This is a genomic window from Paenibacillus sp. JJ1683 (genome assembly GCF_053006485.1).
Genome location: NZ_CM129820.1, coordinates 5,693,479 through 5,719,675, shown reverse-complemented (window position 1 = coordinate 5,719,675; position 26,197 = coordinate 5,693,479). Strand labels below are relative to the sequence as shown.

General features: G+C 46.6%; 27 protein-coding genes. 18 read left to right on the top strand and 9 right to left on the bottom strand.

Annotated features, from left to right (window positions below):
- Positions 1–195: 195 nt before the first annotated feature.
- From yycF to ACUC6J_RS24755, 5 genes are read left to right on the top strand one after another with little or no spacing between them, the layout of a single operon-like run.
- Positions 196–927 carry a response regulator YycF gene (yycF, locus tag ACUC6J_RS24775; protein WP_447249579.1) on the top strand — a complete coding sequence of 244 codons (732 nt, stop codon included), beginning with the start codon at positions 196–198 and terminating at the stop codon, positions 925–927.
- Positions 924–2,753: a cell wall metabolism sensor histidine kinase WalK gene (walK, locus tag ACUC6J_RS24770; protein WP_025366252.1), complete on the top strand. Its 1,830-nt coding sequence runs from the start codon at positions 924–926 to the stop codon at positions 2,751–2,753. Before yycF ends, walK begins: the two co-directional genes overlap by 4 nt.
- A complete protein-coding gene (locus ACUC6J_RS24765; protein ID WP_019689082.1) occupies positions 2,750–4,087 on the top strand; it encodes a YycH family regulatory protein in 1,338 nt (445 codons plus the stop codon). The genes walK and ACUC6J_RS24765 overlap by 4 nt, the downstream gene beginning before the upstream one ends.
- Before the next feature lie 21 nt (positions 4,088–4,108).
- The gene (gene yycI, locus ACUC6J_RS24760) at positions 4,109–4,873 is read left to right on the top strand and encodes a two-component system regulatory protein YycI (RefSeq protein ID WP_016822470.1); all 765 of its coding nucleotides are present in this window, start codon (positions 4,109–4,111) and stop codon (positions 4,871–4,873) included.
- Between the two features lie 6 nt (positions 4,874–4,879).
- On the top strand, positions 4,880–5,686 hold the full coding sequence (locus ACUC6J_RS24755) for an MBL fold metallo-hydrolase (RefSeq protein WP_016822471.1): 807 nt from the start codon (positions 4,880–4,882) through the stop codon (positions 5,684–5,686).
- Here the strand turns inward: ACUC6J_RS24755 and ACUC6J_RS24750 are convergent.
- Complete coding sequence (locus ACUC6J_RS24750) at positions 5,655–5,861, bottom strand: hypothetical protein (protein ID WP_013373883.1); 207 nt, start codon at positions 5,859–5,861, stop codon at positions 5,655–5,657. The two genes, ACUC6J_RS24755 and ACUC6J_RS24750, sit on opposite strands and share 32 nt — an antisense overlap.
- A gap of 503 nt (positions 5,862–6,364) precedes the next feature.
- On the opposite strand from ACUC6J_RS24750, the gene ACUC6J_RS24745 reads away from it, so the two are divergent.
- Entirely contained in the window at positions 6,365–7,600 is a 1,236-nt protein-coding gene (locus ACUC6J_RS24745; protein WP_102997369.1) for a S1C family serine protease, read from the top strand.
- Between the two features lie 86 nt (positions 7,601–7,686).
- Here the strand turns inward: ACUC6J_RS24745 and ACUC6J_RS24740 are convergent, their stop codons facing one another.
- Complete coding sequence (locus tag ACUC6J_RS24740) at positions 7,687–9,408, bottom strand: cellulase family glycosylhydrolase (RefSeq protein WP_447249578.1); 1,722 nt, start codon at positions 9,406–9,408, stop codon at positions 7,687–7,689.
- A 233-nt stretch (positions 9,409–9,641) separates the two neighbouring features.
- Between ACUC6J_RS24740 and ACUC6J_RS24735 the strand changes: the two genes are divergently transcribed.
- From ACUC6J_RS24735 to ACUC6J_RS24720, 4 genes are all read left to right on the top strand, one after another.
- Positions 9,642–10,406 carry a class I SAM-dependent methyltransferase gene (locus tag ACUC6J_RS24735; protein WP_447249577.1) on the top strand — a complete coding sequence of 255 codons (765 nt, stop codon included), beginning with the start codon at positions 9,642–9,644 and terminating at the stop codon, positions 10,404–10,406.
- A gap of 105 nt (positions 10,407–10,511) precedes the next feature.
- On the top strand, positions 10,512–10,679 hold the full coding sequence (locus ACUC6J_RS24730; protein WP_013373879.1) for a CxxH/CxxC protein: 168 nt from the start codon (positions 10,512–10,514) through the stop codon (positions 10,677–10,679).
- Between the two features lie 81 nt (positions 10,680–10,760).
- Entirely contained in the window at positions 10,761–11,726 is a 966-nt protein-coding gene (locus tag ACUC6J_RS24725) for a DUF6597 domain-containing transcriptional factor (protein WP_447249576.1), read from the top strand.
- A gap of 4 nt (positions 11,727–11,730) precedes the next feature.
- Positions 11,731–12,219: a DinB family protein gene (locus ACUC6J_RS24720; protein WP_290409636.1), complete on the top strand. Its 489-nt coding sequence runs from the start codon at positions 11,731–11,733 to the stop codon at positions 12,217–12,219.
- Between the two features lie 80 nt (positions 12,220–12,299).
- Here the strand turns inward: ACUC6J_RS24720 and ACUC6J_RS24715 are convergent, their stop codons facing one another.
- Together ACUC6J_RS24715 and ACUC6J_RS24710 are read right to left on the bottom strand one after the other, a co-directional pair.
- Entirely contained in the window at positions 12,300–12,644 is a 345-nt protein-coding gene (locus tag ACUC6J_RS24715; RefSeq protein WP_447249575.1) for a helix-turn-helix domain-containing protein, read from the bottom strand.
- 63 nt (positions 12,645–12,707) lie between these two features.
- Positions 12,708–13,052: a helix-turn-helix domain-containing protein gene (locus ACUC6J_RS24710; RefSeq protein WP_016822479.1), complete on the bottom strand. Its 345-nt coding sequence runs from the start codon at positions 13,050–13,052 to the stop codon at positions 12,708–12,710.
- A gap of 165 nt (positions 13,053–13,217) precedes the next feature.
- On the opposite strand from ACUC6J_RS24710, the gene ACUC6J_RS24705 reads away from it, so the two are divergent.
- Both ACUC6J_RS24705 and rlmH read left to right on the top strand, forming a co-directional pair.
- Positions 13,218–14,051, top strand: coding sequence for a DNA-binding protein (locus ACUC6J_RS24705; protein WP_447249574.1), 834 nt, complete (start codon positions 13,218–13,220; stop codon positions 14,049–14,051).
- Between the two features lie 179 nt (positions 14,052–14,230).
- A complete protein-coding gene (rlmH, locus tag ACUC6J_RS24700) occupies positions 14,231–14,710 on the top strand; it encodes a 23S rRNA (pseudouridine(1915)-N(3))-methyltransferase RlmH (RefSeq protein WP_447249573.1) in 480 nt (159 codons plus the stop codon).
- 197 nt (positions 14,711–14,907) lie between these two features.
- On the opposite strand, the gene ACUC6J_RS24695 is transcribed toward rlmH, so the two are convergent.
- A complete protein-coding gene (locus ACUC6J_RS24695) occupies positions 14,908–15,369 on the bottom strand; it encodes a MarR family winged helix-turn-helix transcriptional regulator (RefSeq protein ID WP_123797855.1) in 462 nt (153 codons plus the stop codon).
- Between the two features lie 144 nt (positions 15,370–15,513).
- On the opposite strand from ACUC6J_RS24695, the gene ACUC6J_RS24690 reads away from it, so the two are divergent.
- On the top strand, positions 15,514–16,443 hold the full coding sequence (locus ACUC6J_RS24690) for a daunorubicin resistance protein DrrA family ABC transporter ATP-binding protein (RefSeq protein ID WP_017426002.1): 930 nt from the start codon (positions 15,514–15,516) through the stop codon (positions 16,441–16,443).
- Positions 16,444–16,457: 14 nt separating this feature from the next.
- Positions 16,458–17,246: an ABC transporter permease gene (locus ACUC6J_RS24685; RefSeq protein ID WP_031462530.1), complete on the top strand. Its 789-nt coding sequence runs from the start codon at positions 16,458–16,460 to the stop codon at positions 17,244–17,246.
- 302 nt (positions 17,247–17,548) lie between these two features.
- On the opposite strand, the gene ACUC6J_RS24680 is transcribed toward ACUC6J_RS24685, so the two are convergent.
- Complete coding sequence (locus ACUC6J_RS24680) at positions 17,549–18,376, bottom strand: SDR family NAD(P)-dependent oxidoreductase (protein WP_019689072.1); 828 nt, start codon at positions 18,374–18,376, stop codon at positions 17,549–17,551.
- A gap of 124 nt (positions 18,377–18,500) precedes the next feature.
- On the opposite strand from ACUC6J_RS24680, the gene ACUC6J_RS24675 reads away from it, so the two are divergent.
- Complete coding sequence (locus ACUC6J_RS24675; RefSeq protein WP_231124970.1) at positions 18,501–19,160, top strand: TetR/AcrR family transcriptional regulator; 660 nt, start codon at positions 18,501–18,503, stop codon at positions 19,158–19,160.
- Between the two features lie 280 nt (positions 19,161–19,440).
- Here the strand turns inward: ACUC6J_RS24675 and ACUC6J_RS24670 are convergent, their stop codons facing one another.
- Together ACUC6J_RS24670 and ACUC6J_RS24665 are read right to left on the bottom strand one after the other, a co-directional pair.
- On the bottom strand, positions 19,441–19,692 hold the full coding sequence (locus ACUC6J_RS24670; RefSeq protein WP_306459322.1) for a response regulator transcription factor: 252 nt from the start codon (positions 19,690–19,692) through the stop codon (positions 19,441–19,443).
- Between the two features lie 161 nt (positions 19,693–19,853).
- Positions 19,854–20,456: an isochorismatase family protein gene (locus tag ACUC6J_RS24665; RefSeq protein WP_447249572.1), complete on the bottom strand. Its 603-nt coding sequence runs from the start codon at positions 20,454–20,456 to the stop codon at positions 19,854–19,856.
- A 141-nt stretch (positions 20,457–20,597) separates the two neighbouring features.
- Between ACUC6J_RS24665 and ACUC6J_RS24660 the strand changes: the two genes are divergently transcribed.
- Entirely contained in the window at positions 20,598–21,440 is an 843-nt protein-coding gene (locus tag ACUC6J_RS24660; RefSeq protein WP_340866030.1) for a helix-turn-helix transcriptional regulator, read from the top strand.
- 101 nt (positions 21,441–21,541) lie between these two features.
- On the opposite strand, the gene ACUC6J_RS24655 is transcribed toward ACUC6J_RS24660, so the two are convergent.
- A complete protein-coding gene (locus ACUC6J_RS24655) occupies positions 21,542–22,093 on the bottom strand; it encodes a DUF421 domain-containing protein (protein WP_257126515.1) in 552 nt (183 codons plus the stop codon).
- A gap of 722 nt (positions 22,094–22,815) precedes the next feature.
- Between ACUC6J_RS24655 and ACUC6J_RS24650 the strand changes: the two genes are divergently transcribed.
- Positions 22,816–24,534 (top strand): methyl-accepting chemotaxis protein, encoded by a 1,719-nt coding sequence (locus tag ACUC6J_RS24650; RefSeq protein WP_447249571.1) that lies wholly within the window; start codon positions 22,816–22,818, stop codon positions 24,532–24,534.
- A gap of 276 nt (positions 24,535–24,810) precedes the next feature.
- Positions 24,811–26,190, top strand: a complete 1,380-nt coding sequence (locus ACUC6J_RS24645; RefSeq protein ID WP_447249570.1) for an FAD-binding oxidoreductase — start codon at positions 24,811–24,813, stop codon at positions 26,188–26,190.
- The last annotated feature ends 7 nt before the right edge of the window (positions 26,191–26,197 follow it).

The following is a 26,197-nucleotide window of genomic DNA, read 5'->3' as shown; positions in this document are numbered from 1 at the left end:
GGATCAAGGAGAAAGACCATGTTTTCTGCATGCTTAACAGTCAGGTGCAGGCATGGTTTTTTCTGCGTAAAGAAAAGGGTCTGGAAAAGTAATGGAATAGCGTACGGGTATGATAGAATAGAATAAGCATCTTATGGGTACTGACAAACGAAAGTTAATAATAGATGATGATCCGTGAGAAGAGGTGAACGCTGTATGCAAGGGACGATTCTAGTAGTGGATGATGAACAACCTATCGCTGATATTTTGAAATTTAATTTGGAAAAAGAGGGCTACGAGGTCATTTGCGCCTTTGATGGAATCAGTGCGGTGGATATCGCGGTTAAGCAACAGCCAGACCTGATTTTGCTGGACCTGATGCTGCCGGGCATGGACGGTATGGACGTATGCCGCGAGGTGCGCGGACATCAGCTTCAGACGCCAATTATTATGCTGACTGCGAAGGATGGGGAAATCGACAAAGTGCTAGGGCTGGAGCTGGGTGCGGACGATTATGTGACGAAGCCGTTCAGCACACGCGAATTGCTGGCACGCGTGAAGGCACAGATGCGTAGACAGCAACGCGGCGTAGCAGGCACGCCGGAAAGTCGCACACAGGAGGATAAGCAGGGGCTGCGCGTAGGCGATCTCTTTTTTGATGCGGATATGTATACAGCCTATAAAAACGGAACTCCACTTGACCTGACGCACCGCGAGTATGAGCTCCTGTACTATATGGCGAAAAATGCAGGCAAGGTCATGACTCGCGAGCATTTGCTTCAAGCGGTATGGGGATTTGAGTACTACGGCGATGTGCGGACGGTAGACGTGACGATCCGGCGACTGCGCGAGAAGATTGAAGAGAACCCGAGCAAGCCGGAGACGATCCTGACACGCCGCGGCCTCGGATACATCGTTAGCGGGGGCAAAGGTGGCCTGCGGGCATGAGATGGCTGTCCTTCTTTCGCACCATTCATGCCAAGCTGATTATTATCTATGTGCTGCTAATCTTGGTGGCCATGCAGTTGATTGGAGTCTATTTTGTCAGCTCGATGAAGAACTCGTTGACGAGTAATTTTACGCAGGATTTGCAAGCACGGGCGGAGATGCTGTCCGTGCTGGCGGAGCAGGATCTGAGTGGCAGTGATGGCAAAATGGAAGAAGATAGCGTCGAAAGTCTGCGTGCACGCGTGAATAACTTGTTTGACTTCAGCGGCGCGGAAATTCAGGTGCTGGATGCCAGTGGCAAAGTACTGATTACTTCTCAAGGCTCTCATGCTGACTATGTCGGACGTAAAAATACGCAGACAGTGGTTAGCCGCGCACTCCAAGGAATCCGTGATAACGAGGAATATATGGTGGACGAAGATAACGTCCGCAAGAAGGTCGTCGCCAAGCCTGTCATCAGCCAAGGCAAAATTGTCGGTGCAGTGTACATCGCTGCTTCGATGGCTGAGCTGTACGATACGATGAAACGCATTAACAATGTGTTTCTCTCAGGTATGCTGATTGCGCTCGCGTTGACGGCTGTGCTGGGCGTGGTGTTGGCCCACACGATTACGCATCCAATCAAAGTAATGACACGGCATGCGACGGAGGTCGCTGAGGGCAAGTTTGACCAGCAGATGCCAGTGTTTGGCGAAGATGAAATCGGTAGGCTGAGTGTGGCCTTTAACTATATGACAGGACGTCTACGTGAGGCCCTGTCGCAGAATGAGGAGGAGAAGGAAAAGCTCTCCTCCATCTTGACCAATATGAGCGACGGTGTGGTCGCTACCGACGATCATGGCCGGGTCATTCTGGTCAACCGCCGGGCCAGCGCCATGCTGGGCGTGAACGAGAATGAAATGACCGGTAGACATATCGCGGTACTTCTGGGGATCGACCCGGAGGAAACTGAGGCCCTGTACAGCGGATCGTCCGCTTCTACGCTCTTGCAGCTGGAGCCGGCCGGTCAGGATGAACCCATCGTCATCCGCGTGACCTTTACACCCATTCATCGGCGCGAATTTGGCATTACGGGCACGATTGCTGTGCTTCAGGACGTGACGGAGCAGGAAGAGATGGAGACGACGCGGCGGGAATTCGTCGCTAATGTATCTCATGAGCTGCGCACACCGCTGACGACGATCCGCAGCTACGCTGAAGCGCTGGATGACGGCGCGATGGCTGAGCCGCAGCTCGCAGAGCGTTTTGTAGGTGTCATCCGTAACGAGACGGAGCGTATGATCCGGCTGGTTACGGATTTGCTGCATCTGTCGCGGCTCGATTCCAATGAGGCGCCTCTGCGGATGCAGCCTGCCGATGTGATGGAGATGCTGGACGAGGTCGCGGATCGGTTTTCTTTTCAAATGAAGCAAAAACACATTCGCTCAGGGATGTTCGTAGAGCAGGGGATTGGCAAGGTCGTGATCGACCGTGATCAGATTGATCAGGTGCTGGACAATCTGATGTCCAATGCGTTGAAATATACGCCGGAAGGTGGAAGTATTCGGATCGAGGCTCGCCGCAACCATGAGGGGATGCTGGCTATTTCGGTGCAGGATACCGGAATTGGTATTCCCAAAAAAGATCTGGACCGGATTTTTGAACGGTTTTATCGTGTGGACAAAGCGAGATCGCGCAATATGGGTGGCACAGGACTGGGGCTGTCGATTGCCCGGGAAATTGTAAAGGCCCATGGAGGTCAGATTTTCCTGGAGTCTGAATATGGTCAGGGAACTTGTACAACCTTTACGCTACCTATGTCGGGTGAAGGGAGGGAAGCACAGTGAAGGAACGTTTGAAGTCCTGGACGCTTGTTTTGCTGGTGGCTTCCAGTCTGGTTCAGACTTATTTTTTGATCTACCGTCTTCCGGGCAGTGATTCTGTACTCACTTCAGAAACGAACTATGTCAAAACTGAAAGCATGGGGCAGGAGAAAAAGATTGAAAATCTTGTATTCCCTGATAGGATGCTAATTCATCAAGGTGAGAAGAAACATACCGTTTTTTATCCGGGGGTTACTTTTTACGATTTGATTTATACACGGCTGGAAAGCCGAAGCTTTAACAATTTCCAACGTCGGAGTATCCAGTCAGCGGACTGGGCACGGATTCGCAGTGAGAATGAGGGGATCGAATTATCATTTTCCGGCGGGGTTCCGGTTTCATTACTGGAGCGGGTCATGCGTCTGACGCCGGATTCAGTATTTCAGGGGGAGACGATTAACCGCATCTGGATCTATATCGACGAAAAGAATGCCAAGCCGCACGCACTCTTTTTCAGTGCCAGAGGTGATGTGGTGTATGAGGCGAACCAGTTCGATATGACGGTAGAAGACATTCGGCAGCATGTGAATTTTGGAAAAAATGCCCCGTTGTACAAGCTGGTGAATAATCAGTATTACATTCCCGTGGATGACCTGGAGACTGTACAGCCTGTGGTATATGCCGGGTTGTTTACGACAGAACAGATGCAGCGGAATTTATTTTTCGATCCGGGCATTACGCGCAATATTCAGGAAAAAGACGGTTCCCAGATTTATACAGATAGCAAGCGTAGCTTACAGATCAAGCAGGATCAACGTTGGATGAGCTATACCGATCCTAGTGCACCGGGAGCGGATGGAAGCAGCCCAATTAGGGACGTGTTGGCCGCAGTTGATTTTGTGAATCAGCATGGCGGTTGGGATGCTGCGTATCAGATGAAATTGAGAAGCAGCGATGAAAATCGCACAAGTGTGATGTTCCAGCAGTATTATGGCGCTTATCCGGTGCTGGACACGCCATCGTTCCGCTTTGGTACGATCTCCTTGCAAATCCAGCAGGAAACGGCATCTGTCTATGATCGTTCATTGCTGTATCTCAAGGGCGGGGAGCAATCATCGAAGAAAGTGATGCTGCCAGGTGGTGAGACCTTGGAGAAGCAACTGCAAACGGTAGGCGACGGCAAGTCGATTAGAGATCTGACTCCTGTATATCAGCCAGAGCTGATCAATGACGGATTGAAGCTCATCCCAGAGTGGCGTGTTACGTTCAGCGACGGTTCTGTTGCAGAGATTCATGCTGTTCCTGTAACGACAGCATCCAATACAACATTAAAAAAGTCAGACCAAGAGACAAAGTGATAATAGGAAGGGGGAACGGGAATGGATTGGAGCCGCGCTAAAAACGTACTGATCTGTACATTTTTGCTGCTCAATGTGGTATTGGGTTATCAACTGTGGCATGATGCGCAGGAAACGGCCGGGCCGAATCTGGATTTTACTTCACTGGATGAAAACACGCAGCGTTTAATGGAAGAGAAAAGCATTCAGGTGCTGGCTCCGATTCCCGGAGATACCCCGCAGCTGCCCAAGCTGTCTTACACCTATGTCCATAGTGGAGAGAAAGATGAACTTGTGCAGCTGCTGAGACCAGTGGACAGCAAGCTGGTATTCACTCATGATGCGCTAGTGGAGGCTTTGGAGCCGCAAATCAAGGATATCGATAGCTATCAGTATGATCCGCTGGATGTCCAGGAGGAGTTCGTATCCGGACAGGCAGATGCTTTTGTACTGCATCCGTTGGTACAGGGCAAGTGGCCGCTCTTTAATGTGAAGCTAGCTCTGTTTTACAGCAATCAGAAGATTACAGGGTATCGCAAAATTCAGGTAGAGCTCCAGCCCTCGGATGAGGCAAAGAAAATGCTGCCTGCGTCCAAAGCCTTGGCGAGGCTGATCGATGGCTATTTGCCGCGTGACTCCGTAGTGAAGGATATCCGGCTCGGATATTACGGACAGACCTTTAACTCCGATAGCCAGGTGGCTGCTCCGGTGTGGCGGTTTATGCTGGACAACGGAAAAGGCGTGTATTATGTACAGATGAACGGAGATGTCATTAGTCCAAAGACAGAACATACAGAAGGGTCTTGAACAGATATGGGGATTTCTTTTACCGTGCTGTCGAGCGGTTCGACCGGCAACGCTACCGTTGTACGGAACGAAGACACGACATTGCTCATCGATGCAGGTCTCAGCGCAAAGCGTATTGACGAATTGCTGAAAGAACGCGATCTGAGCGGAGAAGAGTTGGATGGTATTTTGGTCACGCATGAGCATTCCGATCATGTTAAAGGACTAGGCGCCATGGCGCGTAAATATAATTTACCTATATATGCTAACGAGAAGACATGGTTTGCCATCAGCAACGCTGTTGGGCAAATCGCGGATGATAACCGCAGAATATTGGAGACAGGCGCGACACGGGAATTTGAGTCATTGCGTGTAGAGTCTTTTGGCATCTCCCATGATGCGGCTGAGCCCGTAGGATACAGCTTTTATGATGGGGCAGAGAAGCTTAGCGTAGCGACCGATCTCGGCTATGTCAGCGATAAGGTAAAACAAGCGATATCAGATGCAGATGTATTGGTGCTAGAGGCTAACCATGATGTAGAAATGCTGCGTATGGGCCGCTATCCTTGGAACATCAAGCGCCGTATACTCAGTGATATCGGCCACTTATCCAATGAGATGGCAGGTGCGATTCTTAGCGAGCTGTTGACCGGACGGACAAAGCGGACGTATCTGGCACATTTGAGCCGCGACCACAATATGATGGAGCTTGCGAAGCTGACCGTACGCGGGGCAATGGAAGACCGCGGCTGTTTTTACAAGGATAGTGAGTTTCGATTGTGTGATACGTATTATGATCGTCCTACACCTTGGGATAAGGTAAGTGAGCCATAAAGCTGTCCAGCTCGGCGGCTTTGCGCTCGACCTCTTCACGGGTCACTATGCCTTTGTCCACCAGTAGCTCAATCAATGTACTTAGCGCCAGTGTATTACGGTAGTGCTCGTCTTTCAAATCCGCAAGCTTGGCTGCCATGCGAACTTCATCCATAGCGGAACGATGGGAATTCATCCTATATTCCTCCTGTAAAAATATTTTTAAAATGGCGTGCAATAAGCTTGGTTCTGCCTGTGGTTTTGCCAAGTGCTGTGATACAATAAAGCTAACAACAGAAAGCTTTCTGAAGGAAGGCTCTCATCGAAAGTATAGGCTGCTTTAAGCGGACGGGAACAAGCCAGAACGTCTCTATGAGACGATCATTTTGTAATAGAATAGAAGACTTGTTACTATTGTAGTCCATTGGTTTGGAAATCATTCCTCTTTTTTCCTCTATTCGGGGTCAGATTCGGCGTGTATGCTAATTTATGAGATTTGGTTGCTTAGGAAGGTTCCATTTGTGGTGATTAATAAGTAGACCGGAACGATTAGTTGCTGAATTCCGATGGTAGGGGATATTCAATCCATTTGAGATGTTCAACGGAGCAGGTTCTCTGTAGCATAGGTTGGCGCAAGCCCGAATAGCCCTAATTTTTTAGTGAGTGTCGGTGCATGACAACGAAGGGGAGAGGATTAGCATGGGCTTGTTTGATGATGATTTTTATTCAACGAAGGTGTCCACACGTGCGGCTAAAAAAACGGCATTTAAGGCGCGTCGCGGAGGACGAGGACGTTGGCCGCACAGGAATCGTCGGGTAAGTCCGGTGCAGGCTGCTGTCATTAGCGGTGCGGTGAGTGCAGTGGTTTCCGTGCTGCTGTTCAGCTTTGTTACAGGTCTGCCCTCCACTACAGCGGTAACCGGAGCAAGTCATTATCCCTTGCGGCAAGCAGCGGGCGATCCGTATGATCGGATTGTGCAGGCGGCAGCCAAGGTACGCCCAGCCGTCGTTAGCATCGTAAACCTGAAGGGGGAAGACGGTAAAAGTACGGAACAATCCGCGCTTGGATCGGGCGTCATTTTCCGTGTGAGCTCAGGCAAAGCCTTTATTATGACAAACAACCATGTCATTGAAGGATCGGATGATCTGGATATTGTAACCGTAGACGGTGTCAGAAAAGAGGCGAAGCTGGTCGGAAAGGATCGCATTAGTGATATCGCTGTACTGGCCGTTGATGATAAAGGTATTAGCACAGTAGCGGATATCGGGGACTCCAGCAAACTTCGTCTGGGTGAGACGGTCATTGCGATTGGCAACCCGCTCGGATTGGGAGACACCCTGACCTCCGGCATTGTGAGCTATACGAATCGCATCATTCCGATCTCCATTAATCAGGATGGTGTATATGACTGGGAACAGCATGTGATTCAGACCGATGCAGCGATTAATGAAGGAAACAGCGGCGGAGCGCTGGTCGATCTGGACGGACGGGTGATTGGCATCAATACGATGAAAATCGCCGATACAGGTGTTGAAGGACTGGGCTTCGCCATTCCTGCTAATGAGGTAATGAAGACGGTGAATGAACTGGTTGAGGACGGCAAGATTACCCGCCCTTATCTGGGGGTGTACACGGTGGACCTCAATAATGAATATGCACCGCTGGATGAAACTCAGCGCAAGGAACTCAAGCTGCCTGACAGCGTCAAGGATGGAGCCGTTGTTCTGGAGGCCCATGGTCCTGCCAAGGAGGGCGGCTTGAAGCTGAACGATGTCATTACAGCGTTTGATAGCGAACCGATTAACTCTACGCTTGATTTGCGTCGCTACCTGTACGATAACAAGAAGATTGGCGATGAGCTTAAAGTTACCTTTTACCGGGCAGGCAAGGAAGAGTCGGTGACGTTAAAATTAACAGATAAGCCGGAAGGCTAAGGTTGAATGATAGACTTAACTATAAAGAAGGCGCTCTCCGGCTTATTTCCGGGAACGCCTTTTTTTGATTTCTGCAGTGCTTTGGATTAAGATGTCGTACCCGTCATGCGGGTTCCGTTCTTGGTGATTTTGTATGTCACTACATCGCCGCTCCAGAAGTGGAACTTCAACGTGACTTCACCATCCTTCACGCTGTTGAAAAATTCAGGCAGCAGCTTGATGCCATTCGTATCATAGGCAGGGGCAAAAGTATTGCCAAACTCTTTATAAGGTGTCCAATCCTGTGGACCGGCATTGCCTCCATTCGTATACACGGCTTCCATCGTCGCAAGCTGGCTACCACGGAAGTCTGTTGGAATGGTAAAGGCTTGTGTAGTCCCTTCGACAGCACTTAATTTTGGAGTATCATACACGACTACTTTGAAATTCCAGTCTGTCCCCTTGTTAAACTTAGCGGTAATGACGGCATTCTCCCCATACTTACCGGAAGTGGTCAGACTGGTGAGCAAGCTGGCTTTGAAGGTTAATGTATCTCCACTCAGCGTATAGTCGGTGCCCTGTTTCAGCTGCTTGCTGTTGGCATTGAGCGATTTCAACTGGTTGCCGTTCAGGTTTAGAGTGATCTTGGTATCCTGAACAGAAGAGCCTTTCTTCAAGTGAATGAGATCACTAGCTGCATTGGAGGAACGTCCTTTCAGGCTGGCCTTAATGACATTAAAGAGTTCAGGATCAGACCACTTGTAAGTGCTCCGATTCAAATGCTGGCCGTTATCCCAGAGCATGCCTGTTACTTTCTTCTCTTTCATGTAATAAGTCAAAAATTCAAAAAACTTCAGCTTTTCACCCTGTTCAATAACACCTGTATGTTTATCAAAACCGAGCAGGCCATATTCACCGACAATAACCGGGATTCCCTTGGCTACAAAGGTGTTATAGACATTATCAAAGGTTTGAACAATATCGTTTTGGGCCGCTTTATCAAATGTTGTATTCCCGGCAATGTTTACACTGAAAGGCCAAAAGCCATAATAGTGAACGGTTGCAATCAGGTTGGGATCGTTCAGCTTGGTTATCGTGTTATACAGTTCGTTGATTTTGGCCTGAGCAGGTGAAGTATCTAATCCAGGCAGAACAAGGGGACGAGTGGCATTCTTACCACCGGAGGCGCGAACGATTTTGTGGAAGGATACATTTAGCTCATGAAGCATCTGATTCATTTTCGCTTCATCCGTGGTTCCCCCTTCAGAAAACCGGGGCTCGTTAATACTTTCAAACATCAACTTGTTGGGCTGATTTTTAAAGCGGTCGGCAATTTGTGTCCATAATGCGTTATAGCGTGCTAACACTTCATCATGCTTGGGCTCCATACTGCTTACCCACGTCCATGAATCATGATGGACATTGATCATGACATACAAATTGGCATCCAGTGCCCAGCGAACAACCTCTTCCACACGGTTCATGTAGGCAGACTCAACGGTATAATGGGGTGCGGCTCCAATATGCTTATCCCAGGTGACGGGAATCCGAATACTTTTGTACCCTTGGGCAGCAATTTGCTGGATCAAAGCTTGGGTAATGCGCGGATTGCCCCAGGCGGTCTCATCCGCCCCGACAGCATCCAGCGAATTTCCTAAATTCCATCCAGGCTGCATGGCTTCCACGTATGACTGCATATTGCTTGTTGCAGCAGTTGGTTGTGCTTGTTCGTCCGTTTCAGCAGCAGCGGCAACGGATGCGAACGTGGATAATAATAGAGTAATGGCAAGCGTCAACGACAGCAATGAAATGGGTCTTCGTTTTAACATAACAGGCCCCTTTACAAAGTTATTTTTGAAAGCGTTTTCTAATAAAACACTATCATACTAATGCAATATGGAATACCTGCATAATTCAAGTAAAAATCATGTGTGAATTAGTTATTTTACAATTGTAAGCGTTATTATTGAAAAAATACAGAAATGAGTGTAGAATCTATGACCCTACGCGAAAGATGGATTCGCAAAGGGCTACTGAGTACGGAAGGGAGATGGAGCTAAATATGGGGACATGGAACACCGAAGAGGCCATTCGACGCTGGAATATGCATGCAGAAAATTTTACTGCTAAGTACACTGAAGAAGGGGATCGCTCTCGTGAAGTGCTGCTAAATCCTGCTTTGCAAGAGTGTATGGGACTGATCGAAGGTAAAAAAGTGCTGGATGCTGGATGTGGCGAAGGTTACCTGAGCCGGAAAATGGCCAAGGCGGGTGCTTTGGTAGAGGCTGTCGATTACTCGACAGAGATGCTGAGGCTAGCCAAAGAGCGAACACCATCAGCGTTGGGAATTACATATCACCATGGCAATTTGGAGAAGCTGGAGATGTTCGGGGACCAGAGCTTTGATCTGATCGTGTCCAATATGGTCATACAGGACTTGGCTCATTATGAGCAGGCGATTGCCGAAATGCGGCGATTATTAGTTCCAGGAGGCCGCTTTATTTTTTCTATTCTGCATCCGTGCTTTCTGACGCCGCAGAGTGGATGGGTGAAGGATGAGACAGGGAAAAAGCTGTATTGGAAAGTGGATCAATATTTCAATGAAGGCCCATTGGAGCAAGCCATTCCTTATGATCAGGAGGAAAAGCTTTTGTATTTTCACCGTACGCTGGGCAGCTATGTACAGACCATTGTGGAGTCGGGTTTGTTGTTGGATGGGATGGTCGAACCGAAGCCGTCTGCTGACATGTTGGAGAAATATCCCCATTTCCGTGAAGACCTGAACGTCAGTAATTTTCTCATTTTTAAGACCAAACGTCAGGGATAGTGGGCAAGCCCTTTCCTTTCCGCGTCAAGTGTGGTAGAACAAAAGAAGGCGGTTTTGACACACCTACAACAGGAAGAGCTTCAAACGGAAAGGGATGCAACTGGAATGTACGTGGTATGTAAAGAGCATGTGGAACTGGCAATTGATATGTTCGTCGATGAATACGAGGATGCACCGGATGTCGTCGATCTCAAAGAAACGAAATTTTCGGATTGGGACCCTCCAGTGAAGTGCAAGGAATGTGAGAAAAAAGCAGAGTTTTTGGTCGTCTAAACAACAAGCACGGGCGTTTCGGGCAGAAACGTCCTTTTTGTATATATCCCCACCACGTACTGAGACAGGAGTGAACGTTGGATGGACCCTTTGCTGCATTCACTGTTTCGTCCGCTTCAGGTCAATGGAAGTGATCCCTATGCATATTATATTGAACAAAAGCCGTCTGCTGCGCTGAGAGCTTACGTAGCCTGCTATTGGGAGTCGGGTCCAGCTACTAGAGAAGTTTCCGAACGGAATGTGGCAGTATCGGATAGAGGCGAAGCTTCATTAGGCTGGCTGGAGGAAGAAGAGGCAGTGGACCGGGTATTACCTGATGGTTGTACGGATATTCTATTAGAATACGACCCGGTGGGTAAGCGTCAGGAACTCTCATACTGTGGGACATTTACGAATCCGTTCGTGTCTACCAGACAAGCAGGGTCCGAAACACGTATTTTTGCAGTGCGATTTTTTCCCGGTGGAGCACACTATTTTCACGGCATGCCGACTCATTTGTTTACAGGCGGTAATTATCGCTTGGAAGAGATATGGCCCGAGAATGTCGAGATCATAGGTGAGCGCATTTTGGAGGCACGAGACTTTAATGAACGGGTGCGCATAATGGATCAGTATCTCAACCAGCTTCTACTGCGTCGTAGGACAAGCGATTGTGACCTGATGAAAAATCTGCTGCATCGCATCTTTGTGAGCGGCGGGAGTGTGGGGGTTAAGGAGCTTGCGGAGCGTGAAGCGATCAGTGAAAGACAGATCAATCGTAAGTTCGGACAATGGATCGGAATCAGCCCCAAAAAGTTCAGTGAAGTCGTCCGCTTCCAGAGCGTTCTACACAGTATTCAGAATGGTGATTCTGTCGATTCGATGGAGTTGGCATTGAAGCATAACTTTTTTGACCAAGCGCATCTAATCCGTGATTTTCGCAGATTTTATGGAGCTTTCCCGCTTACTGCGGCTAAGGACTTTCGGAAGTTGTCCGATTTTTACAATACACGTTCGGAACCCTCGGCTATACTCAAAATAGGAAGAAGAATGGCAAAGGAGAGATGAGAATATGAGTGGAACGCTGCAAGTTCGCGATCATCTGCTGAATGAGCTGGAGACCGGGGTACGGACGGGGGAAGCCTTGATTCGTAAAATACGTCCAGAGGATTGGAGCTTTCGTCCACAGGACAATTTCCGTTCGCTGCTGGAGTTAGTGCACCACTTTGTGCTTATTCCAGCTTCGGATCTTGCGATTATGCAGGAGAAGTCCGAGGTAGAAGTAGGAGAGATTGAAAATAGCCTGTCCGGAGTGGAAGATCCCGAGCGCTTGGCTGAGACTTTTAGGGAGAATTTTGAGGCATATAAGGCTTACATTCTTTCGCTTAGCGAAGACGATTATCTGAATCGTTCGACGAAGGCCTTTTATATGGAGCATGGGCATCTACAGGTTCAATGGCAGATTGAGACTGTGACCCATGTGTTCCATCACCGTTCCCAGATCTATAATTATTTGAAGCAACTGGGACATGAAGTGAGCTTTTTTATGTTATATGCTTAAGTTTTTTATATAAAAAGGTTTGAGGGCACCTGTGGGGTGCTCTTTTTGGTTTTATTTAAGACTTTTCAGGGTGGAATGGCTTAGTCGAACGCGCGTGAAATTTCTTTACTAACACGTCTAAGAATCCCGATTTGTTCTTTATTTAATCTGCTGGTGAGCGCAACAAACTCATCTATCGCTTTTTGCCGAATCATTTCGTCTGTAGTCATATGTTCTTCGGAAAACATCAACTCACTGATAGACACGTTTAAGGCGGTTAACACCTTCTCCAAGGTATCAATCGAAAAGTTCCTTTCGCCACGCTCTAGTGATCCGATATATGCATCATCTAATCCTGAAAGCTCCGCAAGTTGTTGCTGTGTTAATCCCTTAGCCTTCCGAATTGCTCTAATTCTTTCCCCAACCGAATTTCGTAATTTTGTCATATTAACCACCTCATAACAAGCTTATGGAAGATGAAGTGTAAAAGTCAGGTAGAAGGGAATAGTTCAAATCTTTTTATGCTGTAACTCAACTAAACCAACAATGTTTTTAGTAATAGTAGTAAGAATTTCGAGTTCTGTTGTTTCTCTTGAATTTATGAGTAACATAAGTTCATTTATGATTTGTTTTCGATCCGTAGGCTCATCGAATTGAAAAAGTTCAAAGGCTGGAACTTTTAGCGCTAAAATAATTTTTTCCAACGTCTCCAATGAAATATTTCGATCTCCACGTTCAACTCCGCCAATATAACTGTAATGAAGTCCTGCGGCTTCTGCCAGTTGTTCCTGTGTCCATCCTTTAGCCTTTCTTAGCTCCCGTATCCGGTTTCCGACACTTTCTGGTAAACTCATGTGATCACCTCCACTTAAGGTTAGAAGAGGAGAGAATATCGTTACAGACCATCTTATGCAAAATAAAAAAACATAAAATTGTACTCTTAAGTACTTTTTATATTGACCTCCTATTCCAATTTCTATACAATTGGCTGTACATGGGAATATGAGGAGAGGATACTCTTGGAAACTTCTATCCTGAAATCACTCAAACCGGACATCATTGTTGAAATTTTGGAGATGGCTGTGGCTTTTGAAAATTGGAAAAAGGTGATGGAGACGGCGGATATTTTGTATCAATGTGTCCAGCGTATCTACGAAGAAAGGCAGTATTATAAAGCAATGAAATTACCCATCCCGCATGTCAATTTAGAACGTCCGTTGGTATATTATTTTGGGCTCAGTCACCTGATGTGCGGAATGGCTCACCAGCATCAGGGTGCATATGAGCAGGCAAGGGAGTGCATCTATAAGTATGCTGAGCTAGGGTGGATGGAGGATTTAGAGGAAGAAGACAATCAGGTTGTCGAGGAATTCAGGTTTTTAGCCAAAACTAATTTATATGCAGTAGATATTTTATCTGGAAATATAGAGCTGATCGAGGAATATGTAGCCTTTTTGCAGGATAATCTAGAGGAAATATTACCGGGGCTAAATACCATATTACAGGCAGCGCTTATGTATCATTTGGATGTGGCAGATATCTTACATACGTTTGCAGAGCAGATTGATGAATTTGAGAGTTATGAAGACGCAGAGAACATATCTTACTATTATAGCTACTGCTATCATTTGGCTTTGTACTATCGGAAGTGCGGCAGATTACAGGATGCAGTGGGACTTACTGTGCAGGCGATGCAATTAGCCGATCAGTCGGGTAACGATCGAAATTTCAAGAAATGTACAGCATTGTTCGAATCAATACGCGAGTCAGCGACAGCGGAGCAAATCAGCGAATATCGACAGATAGTAATGCAGTGTCTTGATGAATACGGAACTGAAAGCATTCCATTGTGATGAGGCCTAAATGAATGATCCGCTATGATCTGAACAGGGAATAGGCTTGTAACGGAGAGGAAATAGATAGGTAAGAGACGTTTCAGGTGCTAAAATAACTATGATACAGGTATGTTTTTAAGTTAGGGATCGTAAATACGATTTTACATTATCATTCGACATAGATAGGGGTATGGAATTTGTTTATTCAGCTTATAGGTGTGGGGAAGTTAAAAGAGAAGTATTTGGTCATGGGCATTCAGGAATACGCTAAACGGCTAGGACCATACATCAAGCTCCAAATGATCGAGGTAGCGGATGAAAAGGCTCCTGATACACTGAGCGAGGCGGAAGTCCGACAGGTCAAGGAGCGAGAGGGTGAGCGTATCCTTGCTCATGTGAAAAGTGAAGCACATGTCATTGTGCTCGCCATCGACGGCAAACTGTGGAGCTCGGAAGAACTTGCGGAGGAATTGGACAAGCTTGGGACCTACGGTACAAGCCATGTTGTCTTCGTCATTGGCGGAAGCCACGGACTCTCTGACGAAGTCCTCCGCCGCGCCCAGCAAAAGCTGAGTTTCGGAAGAATGACTTTGCCACATCAGCTGATGCGATTGGTGCTGGTGGAACAGATTTATCGGGCGGTGAAGATTAATCGGGGGGAACCGTATCATAAGTAGGGCGAAATTTGCTCGCTGCAATACGTTGGATTGTCCCAAAAAAATTAATAGCAAGCGAAAAGTGAGGTAAACAGTAAAGGGAGCCGTCCCCAAATCATCGACTTAGGGACGGCTCCCTTTGATTTTCGCAACCTACCTTCTCCGGAAATTCAAGCGTGCTGCTGGTACCCCCCCTTCGGCATCTATAAATGACGCCCCTATTGCTTGTTTCGAAATTTCGCGACTTCGGGTTCAATTTCGGATACAAGTTTTTCGAGTATTCGATTAAATTGTTGTTTTTCATCCATCGTTAGAACATTTAAAAATACAGGCTGAAAATCTCCGGGTTGATTTAAAACTACTTTGCCGGCTTTAGTTAGCGTAATCATCATCGCGCGTTGATCCTCTTCAGATTTATACCGCTCGATGAATCCCTTTTTTTCTAGCTTTTTAATCATTTCAGAAGCAGATTGCGGGCGCATATCCAATTGATTGACTAATTCCTTTTGGGAAATACTTGGCGTCTGATGAAGGATACTCAATATTTTCCCTTGCCCTCGATTTGGAGAGGTAAACACGCTGCTGCCTTTAAGTTTGCTTTCTTTTAAGAACGCCGTAAGTAAATCATTATATTTCATGAAGTTAGTGGTTATATCGACGTTTAATTGTTTTTCATCCACAATAATTTCCCCTTATTTGTTCTCCGTCCCCCTCTATTTTATCAGGTCACCGAAGTAATTCAAATTATATTGTTGACAATTTAATAAGGGTACCTTATATTATTGGAAAGGTACCCTTACTAAATGCGCAAAGGAGAAAACAGAATGACAGAGCTAGCCGTTTCAACTAAAGAGATCGTTAAAGAGTTTCCTAACAAGCGAGCAGTCGATGGTATTTCTTTGGATATTAAGAAAGGAGAGATCTTCGGGATTCTGGGTCCGAATGGTGCAGGAAAGACAACTTTCTTACGAATGCTTGCAACGATTACTAAAGTGTCAAAAGGCAAAGCAATGATTTTTGGCAAAGACGTCACCAAAGACGCTCAAAAGGTTCGAAGTTTGATTGGCTTGACGGGCCAATATGCAACCGTTGATGAGGAATTGACCGCGATGGAAAACCTGAAGCTCTTTGGGCAATTGAATGGTTTATCAGCGAGTCAATCCAAAGCGAGGGCTCTTGAACTTCTCAACCAGTTTTCATTAACCGAGGCAAAGGATCGACCGATTCGTGAATTTTCGGGCGGGATGCGTAGACGGTTGGATTTATCGGTGAGTTTAATCGTGAAGCCCCCACTCATTTTTCTTGATGAACCGACAACGGGCTTAGACCCACGCACACGAGGAGAGATGTGGGAAGTGATCCGCAACTTGGCAAGCGACGGGGCAACGATCTTGCTGACAACTCAGTATTTGGAGGAAGCGGATCAACTAGCAGATCGACTAGCAATAATTAATCATGGAAGAATCATTTCTCAGGGAACGCCGAATGAATTGAAGTCTTTGTTAAGCGATACCCATTTTGAAATTACTCTGGAGTATATGAGGGACGCCGAAAGAGCCAAAGGACTAATCAAGGCGGAGATCGCTCAGGAGGCCATGATCTCACCCGAAGGAACCAAATTGACCGTTAAGCTGGCAGACACGAAAGTGATGACGAGATTACTATTAGATTTAACTCAGCAAGATATAGAAATCAAAGAGTTTTCGGTTAGAAAACCGACGCTTGATGAGGTGTTTTTGGAACTAACTAAATAATTAGGGGGATAAACATGGAATCCATGATAAGCAAACAAAACAACTTAAAGAGCGCTCTGTATGATATTGTTGTAATGGCAAAAAGAAATATCCTGAAAATCAAACATAATCCCGATAAATTGATAGATGTAACTGTAATACCTATTTTCTTCATGATCGTCTTTTCTTATCTGTTCGGAGGTGCGATTGCTGGAGGTGTACAAGGATACTTGCCAATCATCGTGCCGGGAATTCTAATTCAAACACTGGTCATGTCGTCATCGGCAACGGGCACGCAATTACGAGAAGATTTGGATACTGGCGTTTTTGATCGGTTTAAATCATTACCCATTGTCCGGATTGCTCCACTGGCTGGTTTAGTGGCATCAGATATTTTACGATATGTCGCGGCGGCTTTTTTCTCGATCGGTACGGGCTTTATTCTTGGATGGCGTCCGGAAGCCGGGTTTGGGTGGTTGATCGTCGCTTCGCTTTTGGCCATATTCGGCGCATGCGCAATCAGTTGGGTATTTGCATTGATTGGTCTGCTATCCAAATCCGCATCAACGATCTCTAGTATTTCGACAATGGTTACCATGATGATGTCGTTCCTATCCAACGCCTTCGTGCCTATTGATACGTTGCCCCATTTTTTGCAGAGCGTAGCTGAACATAATCCTATTACTTATTTGGTCACGGCTTTTAAAGATTTAGCCAATCATGGACAGTTCACTTCAAGCGCATCAATGACCATCTTTATCGGCATACTCCTTGTTATGATTGTCGCTCCAATTACAGTTAAAATATATAATAGAAAAATTTAGTTAAAGTAAAAAAGGACAGGGGCGACCGCCCTGTTCTTTCTTCATAGATGAGGGAGGCTAAGGATGGCCCTAAAACTTTCATTACCTATAGCTCGGAGAACCGAAATACAACGGCTTTTTTTTCGCCGTTAGAGTGATAAGGTGAACCGTATCACAAGTAGGGCTAAATCTATAGTTACAACAAGGGACCTCTTCGAAAAAAAATTCGGAGAGGCTCCTTGCTAAAATAGAAAGCCGGTTGGTTATCGGATATATATTCTGCTAAGTGATGTAGATGTCCGTTCCAGTCCAATTGCAACGGCTTATTGCATAGGGTTGCCTTGCGCTGCATTCGAGACAGTCTCCCAGGCTTCCCAGGTGGCTAGACGGTCAGCATAGATGCCGCGTGCTATAGGCAGGACTTCCGAGCCGAGCACAAATCGTAGTGGGGGTTCCGCTGCGTCCACGATCTTGAGAACGGCTTCTGCAGTCGATTGAGGGTTGCCGCGTTTCTCGGTTGATAGATGCGTGAACACCTGCTTCCGTACATCGGCATAGACGTCCATTTCCGGTACACGCCTACCTGAAGCGCCAAACTCAGTCGCATAGGCACCGGGTTCAAGCAGTGTCACCTTAATCCCAAAGTCCTTGACCTCTTGCACCAGGCTTTCGTGGAGTCCTTCGACCGCCCATTTGGAGGAGCAATAGAAGCCGATGAGCGGTCTTGCCTCGATCCCAAGGGAGCTTGAAACGCTGAGCAAATGGCCGTTGCCCTGCTTCCTCAGTAGTGGCAAGGCAGCTTGGATGACTCGAAGATAACCAAAATAGTTCGCATCAAACAGAGCGCGGACATCGGCTTCGCTTGCCTCCTCGATCATTCCGACCAAAGTATAACCGGCATTGTTGAGGACAACGTCCAGCTTGCCGAAATGGGCATGAGCCCGCTGAACGACCTGGCGGACCTGCTCAGCATCCGTTACGTCGAGTGTCATGGGAAGAGCGAGATCTCCGAAACGTTCCTTCAAATCGGCAACGTCCTCCAATTTGCGGGCGGTAGCTGCAACTTTATCGCCACGCGTGAGCGCGGCTTCTGCCCATATGCGTCCTAAACCGCGAGAGGCCCCCGTGATAAACCAGACCTTTTTATCCATGGTATACTCCTCCTTTAAATTCCCTGTTCTGTGTGGGATACTTAAATTAAAGCACCACAATACGATACCGTCAAGTTCCGAAACTAATTAGTTCCGAAAAGGAAGGTTAAATGTAATGAATAAAATGAAAAGTAGAGAGTCAATCGGGTCTAAATTAGCTGACGAAGTAGCGGAAAAGCCAGAGAAAACATTAGGCCGGAAACGAGATCACACGCGGGATGCTAAAATCCTGGAAGCGACAATCGACATCCTCGCCGAAGCCGGTTTCGATGGAATGACAATGGACATGGTCGCAGCTAGAGCGAAGGCCGGAAAGGCGACGGTGTATCGCCGCTGGTCCTCCAAGACAGAGTTAGTCCGAGATGCCTTAACCTGGATGAATCGAAATCATCTTGAGCTTCACCTCTTGCCCGATACGGGAACGTTGCGCGATGATCTGCTTGCGCTATTGAAGCCGCAATCGCTCGAAGAAGGTGAACGCAAACTTCGAGTACTCGCAGGCCTGGGCTCCTTTTTTTCGCAGAATCGGGAATCAATTAACGGAGAAATTTTCGAACCGTGGGCTGTAGTGAATCGTGAGCTCATGCAGCGGGCCGTCGGCCGCGGTGAAATCTCCACCCGTGCGGACATTGAAATGGCCTGCCAGGTTATTACTTCAATGGCTTCTTATCGCGGACTCGTACAGCGCAAAACATTCGACAAGCTTTTCTACACTTCGCTAATCGACGGCGTTCTACTCCCTGCCCTCAAAAATCCGTTAACATCTCCAAATGAAACGGAATAAGGAAGGCGGCCTTTTGCCTGCAGAAAGAAGAGCCCCCACGAATGGGACATGATAAAAGGGCCATCCAGCAAAGGATGGCCTTAAAACTTGCCGTTACAGACAGCGCAGGGAACCGCACCCATAAGCATCCAGATTATCGGAAAGCGAAGCAGCCTCTCTATGTTTTTGGACCTTACTTTCCTCATGTCCTTCATCAGCTCCTATAACGTTTGGTAGCTATGAGTTTATGCTGGAAAAGTCATAAAGAGATAGTGTTCTTTGGTCATGACATGGTTTATGGTTACTTGTGATCCAATATGCCCGAATCCCGGGCTATGCGGGCAGCTTCTCGCCTTCCCTTGACCTGAAGCTTCGAGTAAATCGATGAGATGTAATTCTTAACAGTCCCTTCACTAAGAAAAAGCGCCTCAGCAATGTCTTGATTGCGCAGGCCGGAAGCCAGCTTATGCAGCACTTCAAGTTCACGGGCGCTGAGCCCGTACTCATTACTTTTTACGGTGGAGGTATTGTTCATGCTCATGCTTTTAATCATTTTGCCCGCCATCTCTTGCGTTATTAAGGTGCCTCCGGCATGAACCACGCGTATGCCTGCAGCCAGATCCTTGGGATGGATGGCCTTGAGCCATAGCCAACCATATTTTTAAAAGCATATTTTGATTCTAGACACAATCGGGTTTCCCTTTTAAAGCGAACCTAAATCCCTTCTAGAATCTCTTCCGTTGTGCGAATCCGGCCAATCCTCGGAAAAATAACATCCCGTACATGCTCATGTTCGGCCTTGGTGAACCCGGTCATGGCGTCAATTGCAAAAATAAGTTGATAGCCGTGCTGAAATGCCTCTCTTGCGGTTGTATCGACTCCGATACCTGAGGATATACCGCATAAAACGATCGTATCAATATTTCGGCGGCGCAGCTGCAGGTCAAGGTCTGTTCCATGGAAAGCCCCCCATTGTTTTTTGGAGATGATATGGTCTGTCTCGGTCACTCCGAGCTCGGGAACAAATTCATCCCAGCCCTCTATCAGGTTCAATCTAGGTACCGTGATATCGAGCTTGGGAGAAGGTATATCCTTGAAGTCTTTACTGGATACGTGTACAAGATTCACAAAAGCCCCCTTGTTACGAAAAAGATTGGCCAGCTTAGCTGAATTTGCAATGACCATCTCGGCAGAATAAGGAGCATACTGACTGCCAATCCATCTTTGGAGGTCAATGACGACCAGAGAAGTCTTGTTCCAATCCAATAACGGTGCTCGTTCCCCACCCTTCAAATGATTGCCATTTAGTTGGTTCATATAGAATCTCCTCCTAACCTTATCTTGTAATAAAATATGACTACATCAGTATATAATCGATGATATAGAATAACGAGAGAAGGAATTAACCTAGGAGTGTTACTCCCAGAATACAAAGAAATACTGGAGGGATGAGATGAAATGCAGGAGGAACGCGAAAAGACCGGAGAATTAGCTGAATTCCTCCGTACCCGACGGGCCCGTCTGACTCCGGAGCAGGTAGGTTTGCCTTCCGGTGAAAGACGGCGGACACCTGGTCTTAGGAGGGCAGAGGTTGCCATACTCGCTGGTATCAGTGTGGATTGGTATACATGGCTGGAGCAGGGGAGAGATATTCAGGTATCCATCCAGGTGCTTGATGGCTTGTCCCGTGCGCTGCGAATGAATGACATTGAGCGAAAACATCTCTTCTTGCTCGCTGCAGGACACTTACCCCCGAGTAATCAAGCGCCACAGAACAAGGTAAGCCGGCTACTGCAGGATTTTTTGGACAGACAGGGGGAAAGCCCTGCCTTTGTGGTAAATTCAAGGTGGGATGTCGTAGCCTGGAACCAGGCCGCGATTCTTGTTTTTGGAGATTACGAAGCAATGTCGGCAAGAGATAGAAATTCGATATGGCGCCTATTCACTACGAATAATGCGAAGCGGATGCTGGGTGACAGTTGGGAAGCGAACGCCAAACATCGGTTAGCCCAGTTTCGGGCCAACTATGCAAATACAGTCGGGGATCCTTGGTGGGGAGAGTTTATTGAGGACCTGCACCAGCAAAGTAAGGAGTTCCGGGAATGGTGGCCGTTGCATCAAGTTATAAATGTGCCGGAAGGTGAAAAGCTGCTTAATCATCCTGTTGTCGGTTCTCTTCGTTTTGGTCATCTTTCCTTTCAGGCTATGGACTCCGTTGACCTCCAGGTTACAGTTAATATTCCTTTGGATACCCCAACAATTGAAAGAATGAGAAAACTTCTTTCTGCGGTTACTCGATAATTCAGCATTTGCCACGTCCGTTGAAGTTATTCCATTTTGTTATGACCAGGTTAACTTCAAGCTCCTTGTTCTCCACAGCCATAAATGAAATTCTCCTTAGGCTAGTGATGAACAGGGGGCAAGTTTGTAAGATCGCTATCCATATATTTTGTAATAGATACACGATGCAGATCGTCAACTGTCGCTAGAAAGACTTCATTGATTTGAATTTGCTGTGCCGCTAATTGGGCATTAACCCAAAGTTCGTTTATTCCAGGTTCGTGGAGGATTCGTTTCTCGATTTTCCCCTCCCGAGCAATGGGATAAGATATGGTGGAGGAGCTTGAACGATTGGCCTTTTCGAGAATGCTCAATTTTCCATTTGCCTCAATGACTGCAATTTCTACGCGAGTGACATCAAAAATCTTTTCCTCTCTTAACATTTGCAGGATGTTATCTATGGAATATTTCGTTTTTCTAATGTTTTTAGCTATGAACTTACCTTTAGATATAACGATGATAGGCTCGAACGTTACCAATTTACCGAACCAACGAAATTTAAGTACCCCAACTGAGAAAATCTTTTGAACGATCCCGATACTAACGATAGCGAAGGCTGTTGGGATGTGGCGAATATCAGGGTCGGCTATATCTGCTCCAACAAGAGCTCCCAAAATTAAAATAACTAAAAAATCAAAAACAGGAAGTTCCCAATGGCTTTTCTCCCCATAAATAAAGTGACAAACAACATGAGCGGGATCATGGTAATGATTCTCCCTGCGACCAGCCCCAAACCTCTAATTATTTCCATTTTGGCAGGTGACCTTTCTTTAGCGGGATGGAATAATGAACAACATCGTCATGTTAGTATGATTCCAATTTGTAAAAAAATGCAAGTGGGTGAGTTGTGGATATGGCTAAAATCGTCAGCGCATGGACCTATCCGAATGTAACGGTCGTCTCATCGTTCGGATTAATGACTCCAGGATTACTCTAAAGTGGTTGTTTAAGTGAGACACTGTAAACAGACCCTTTTTATTTGCCGTTAGATCCGATACGGTGAACCGTAACAGCACACCATTTTTAACCGTTGACCCTTCTGCAATCCATGCAGAAGGGTCCTTTGCTGTCAAAATGAAGCGAAGGATGAAGGGGCAGAGTATTTCGATTGTGATTTAAAAATTAAGCATTCCCTCTCTAGGAAAAATGGGGTTTGGAAACGTAATCCCATGTGTGTGACTCTTGGTTTCTAACAATTTCACGATTTCGTCATAACTCTGCTGTATAGAAAGGTGTTTAGCAAACCATGTCGAATATTATTTGTCGAATATTATTTTATGTTACCTCGAGAGGGACTAGATGGGAGTGAGGCATAATGAGAGGTAGGAAGTTCACGATGACGATCAGGAACAAGGTAATTCTAACGATCGTCGTTACTGTAATCACTAGCCTTGTGATCGGAGGCGTTGGGATTTACAATCTGAAGCGGGTACAATCCTCGCTTGAGGAGAGCCTTAGTGTTAGGGCGGAAGTCATTGATCTCATTCGTACAGCAGATATCGACCTATATCAGATGCTGTTGGCAGAGCGATCGCTGTACAGTTATGAACCAGGGTCGGAACAATTTTCGAAACAACTGGAGGATTACGGGAAACAAAAGGAGTCGGCAAAGAAGAAGCTTAATAAGTATAAGTCAATTGGAACTATTTTTGATAATGAAGAAAAGTTGATTCAAGACTACGAAGCAACGGTTGAAGCGTATGAATTGGTCTCCAAGAAAGTGATTGACGGATTATCGTCAAAGGATTCAACTGTCCGTGAAAGGGCGAATCTTCTTTCTTATCAGGAGGGCAGCGAAAAGTTTGACCAGATGGAAGACGCTTTGGATCACATAGGCGATCTGTACTACGATGATAACCAAATCATGTTGGACAGCACACAAAAACAATACAGCTTCCTGCGATTGATCAGTATCCTTTTAACATTGGCAGGCTTGATCGCTTCGTCGTTGCTTGGTTATTTGATCATCCGATCCATCCATCATCCGATCCGTTATTTGCGTGGACGTGTGCGAGAGATTGCGGAGGGCAATCTGGCCGTCGATATACGTACCTTCTCCCAGGATGAGCTCGGGCAATTAACCGCTGATTTTAATATAATGGTATCTCGTATGAAAGAACTCATTTCGACAGTAAGCCAATCGATTGGCCGTGTAAATACTTCCGCTCATGAACTTACCTTTATCGCGGAACAAACAACGGCAACCGGCGAGGAAATGACGTCAGGCATTAATGAAATTGCAGTTGGTGCTTCCGAGCAAGCGTCCTTGACAGAGGCAACGAGCCGTGAAACGATGGCGCTATCGGACACGATTGAAAAGGTAAATGTAAGGAACAAAAAAATGACCAGCTTGTCTTCGGAGGCGGAAATCGTCTTAAGAGGCGGCATGGATAAAGTAAAGAAATTACAGGATCACAATCTCCAAACGACAGAAGCAAACCAATTAGTCGTACAACATATTGAAGGCCTGGCAGAACAGATGCTTACGATTTCCACAATCGTACAAACGATTAATGAAGTATCTGAGCAAACGAAGCTCCTCGCATTAAATGCGAGCATAGAAGCGGCGCGTGCCGGCGATTCCGGAAAAGGATTTGCAGTCGTCGCTACAGAGATTCGCAAGCTGTCGACCATGACTTATGAATCAACAGAGAGAATTAACACAACTATTGCACGCCTCAAGGCAGAAGTTTCCCAAACGTTGCAGGTCATGAATCAGACAGAGGTGATTATCTCCGAACAATCTCTTATTGTTCAGGAGTCGGGAACGGTTTTTGAATCGATTATGGATATGCTAAAGGAAATCATCAGTTCGATTCAAGAGATGGATGGGGATATAGGGCAGATGAATGTTAGCAGGGAACAGGTCATCTCATCCATTATCAAGATATCCGATGTAGCTCGAGACGCAGCTTCTGCCACAGAAGAGATAAGTTCGGCTTCTAACGATCAGAGTCAAGCGTATTCCCATCTGCATAGTGCAGCTGAACAATTGAAACAATCAAGCCAACAAGTGAGCGAAAGGATTAGCAGATTTCGAATTGTACAAGAATAATTCGTACTGAGAATAAGAAAAGGAGCTATCTGACTACGGATGGCTCCTTTTCTGCCCTCGTTGATGAAAAGCGTGCGTATCGTCTCACCTCTAGGTGTAACCCCTCAGACGCAAAGCGAATCGGCAACTTAGATAAATGACCATGTCTTAGTTCATAGTGGTTTGAACTATTTTACGATTCACACTGGGTGTGTGCCGTTACTAGGCCAGGTGTCTCTACATAGAAATAAGCTGAAGAGAAAGGCTTATGTCATGAACGGGGATGGTGTAAAGTAGATGGCACAAAAGTTGCAAAAGAAAAGTACGCGATTAACCGGAAGGATCGTAATTCCGGGGAATCCGTCATACAATATGGCCAGAATGGAGTTCAATAGGCGTTTTTCCAAATTTCCAAGGGTCATTGTTTTTTGCCAACGAACTCAGGATGTGATCAACGCAGTCAAATGGGCTCGTGAGCGGGGCATACGGCTACGAGTGCGCAGCGGACGGCATAGCTATGAAGGCTTCTCAACTGTAAATGGCGGTATTATTATCGATGTGAGCGAGATGAATAAGTTTACAGTTGATCGAAAAAATAGAGTGGCCATTGTCCAAACAGGAAATCCACTTGCCCGTGTGTACAAGAAGCTGTGGAATAAGCGTGTGGCCATTCCGGCGGGGACTGCACCCGATGTAGGCGTAGCTGGGCTCACCCTGGGAGGAGGCATTGGACTTCTTTCCCGCAAATATGGACTTACGTGCGATAACTTGAAACAAGTGAAGATGGTCGTAGCTTCGGGGCGGTATGGGGCAAAGACGATTGTGGCGAACAGCAAGAAACATTCCGATCTGTTGTGGGCATCGCGAGGCGGAGGGGGAGGGAACTTTGGTGTTGCTACCGAGTTTACATTTCGAGTTAGACCGATTTCGAAGGTTTCTATATACAGTATTACGTGGAAATGGAGCGATCTTGAGAAGGTATTACCGGCTTGGCAACGCTGGGCCCCATCGGTCACAAACCGCTTAACCTCAACCATTGAGGTGGCTGCCAAGCAGGTGGGAACCATTGTATCTACCGGGCAATTGCTTGGTGGTGCAGAGGAGCTGCGTCGATTGATTAGACCGCTCTTGCGAGCAGGCACCCCGGTGAAGGTGATGGTGAAGACAGTACCTTTTATTGAAGCAACCCATTTTTTTGCCGAATCGGACCTGAATTTGGAACCAAAGTTTAAAATAACTGGGGCCTACGGGTTCCAACCTTTACCGCCTGAAGGAGTACGAATTATACGCGACTTTTTAGCTCAAGCACCCAACAGGCATTCTAGCGTGTGGAGTCAGAGCTTAGGCGGTGCAAGAAGCGCGGTGAGTCGAGTATCGCCTACTGCAACGGCCTATCCTCATCGGAAGGCTGAGACAATCTACGAACTGTCAGCCCGTTGGAGAAATAGTGGGGAGCAGGAGCGGAATATTCAGTGGGTGGAAAGGTTCCGTAAAGCGTTACGTCCCTTTGTTAAAGGGAATTATGTGAATTTTCCCGATCTGCAGATTAAGAACTGGCCCAAGGCGTATTATGGCGTGAACTTTGGCAGATTGAAGCAAGTGAAACGAAAGTACGACCCTCATAATGTATTTCATTTTGCTCAGAGCATTCCAGTGGGTAAACAGGACAGAAAATGACAATACG

What these genes read in the sequence shown, in the direction of transcription:
- yycF (WP_447249579.1), top strand. Translation starts at nt 196, where the DNA reads ATGCAAGGGACGATTCTAGTAGTGGATGATGAACAACCTATCGCTGAT.
- walK (WP_025366252.1), top strand. Translation starts at nt 924, where the DNA reads ATGAGATGGCTGTCCTTCTTTCGCACCATTCATGCCAAGCTGATTATT.
- yycI (WP_016822470.1), top strand. Translation starts at nt 4,109, where the DNA reads ATGGATTGGAGCCGCGCTAAAAACGTACTGATCTGTACATTTTTGCTG.
- ACUC6J_RS24755 (WP_016822471.1), top strand. Translation starts at nt 4,880, where the DNA reads ATGGGGATTTCTTTTACCGTGCTGTCGAGCGGTTCGACCGGCAACGCT.
- ACUC6J_RS24750 (WP_013373883.1), bottom strand. Translation starts at nt 5,861, where the DNA reads ATGAATTCCCATCGTTCCGCTATGGATGAAGTTCGCATGGCAGCCAAG.
- ACUC6J_RS24745 (WP_102997369.1), top strand. Translation starts at nt 6,365, where the DNA reads ATGGGCTTGTTTGATGATGATTTTTATTCAACGAAGGTGTCCACACGT.
- ACUC6J_RS24740 (WP_447249578.1), bottom strand. Translation starts at nt 9,408, where the DNA reads ATGTTAAAACGAAGACCCATTTCATTGCTGTCGTTGACGCTTGCCATT.
- ACUC6J_RS24735 (WP_447249577.1), top strand. Translation starts at nt 9,642, where the DNA reads ATGGGGACATGGAACACCGAAGAGGCCATTCGACGCTGGAATATGCAT.
- ACUC6J_RS24730 (WP_013373879.1), top strand. Translation starts at nt 10,512, where the DNA reads ATGTACGTGGTATGTAAAGAGCATGTGGAACTGGCAATTGATATGTTC.
- ACUC6J_RS24725 (WP_447249576.1), top strand. Translation starts at nt 10,761, where the DNA reads ATGGACCCTTTGCTGCATTCACTGTTTCGTCCGCTTCAGGTCAATGGA.
- ACUC6J_RS24720 (WP_290409636.1), top strand. Translation starts at nt 11,731, where the DNA reads ATGAGTGGAACGCTGCAAGTTCGCGATCATCTGCTGAATGAGCTGGAG.
- ACUC6J_RS24715 (WP_447249575.1), bottom strand. Translation starts at nt 12,644, where the DNA reads ATGACAAAATTACGAAATTCGGTTGGGGAAAGAATTAGAGCAATTCGG.
- ACUC6J_RS24710 (WP_016822479.1), bottom strand. Translation starts at nt 13,052, where the DNA reads ATGAGTTTACCAGAAAGTGTCGGAAACCGGATACGGGAGCTAAGAAAG.
- ACUC6J_RS24690 (WP_017426002.1), top strand. Translation starts at nt 15,514, where the DNA reads ATGACAGAGCTAGCCGTTTCAACTAAAGAGATCGTTAAAGAGTTTCCT.
- ACUC6J_RS24685 (WP_031462530.1), top strand. Translation starts at nt 16,458, where the DNA reads ATGGAATCCATGATAAGCAAACAAAACAACTTAAAGAGCGCTCTGTAT.
- ACUC6J_RS24680 (WP_019689072.1), bottom strand. Translation starts at nt 18,376, where the DNA reads ATGGATAAAAAGGTCTGGTTTATCACGGGGGCCTCTCGCGGTTTAGGA.
- ACUC6J_RS24675 (WP_231124970.1), top strand. Translation starts at nt 18,501, where the DNA reads ATGAAAAGTAGAGAGTCAATCGGGTCTAAATTAGCTGACGAAGTAGCG.
- ACUC6J_RS24670 (WP_306459322.1), bottom strand. Translation starts at nt 19,692, where the DNA reads ATGATTAAAAGCATGAGCATGAACAATACCTCCACCGTAAAAAGTAAT.
- ACUC6J_RS24665 (WP_447249572.1), bottom strand. Translation starts at nt 20,456, where the DNA reads ATGAACCAACTAAATGGCAATCATTTGAAGGGTGGGGAACGAGCACCG.
- ACUC6J_RS24660 (WP_340866030.1), top strand. Translation starts at nt 20,598, where the DNA reads ATGCAGGAGGAACGCGAAAAGACCGGAGAATTAGCTGAATTCCTCCGT.
- ACUC6J_RS24650 (WP_447249571.1), top strand. Translation starts at nt 22,816, where the DNA reads ATGACGATCAGGAACAAGGTAATTCTAACGATCGTCGTTACTGTAATC.
- ACUC6J_RS24645 (WP_447249570.1), top strand. Translation starts at nt 24,811, where the DNA reads ATGGCACAAAAGTTGCAAAAGAAAAGTACGCGATTAACCGGAAGGATC.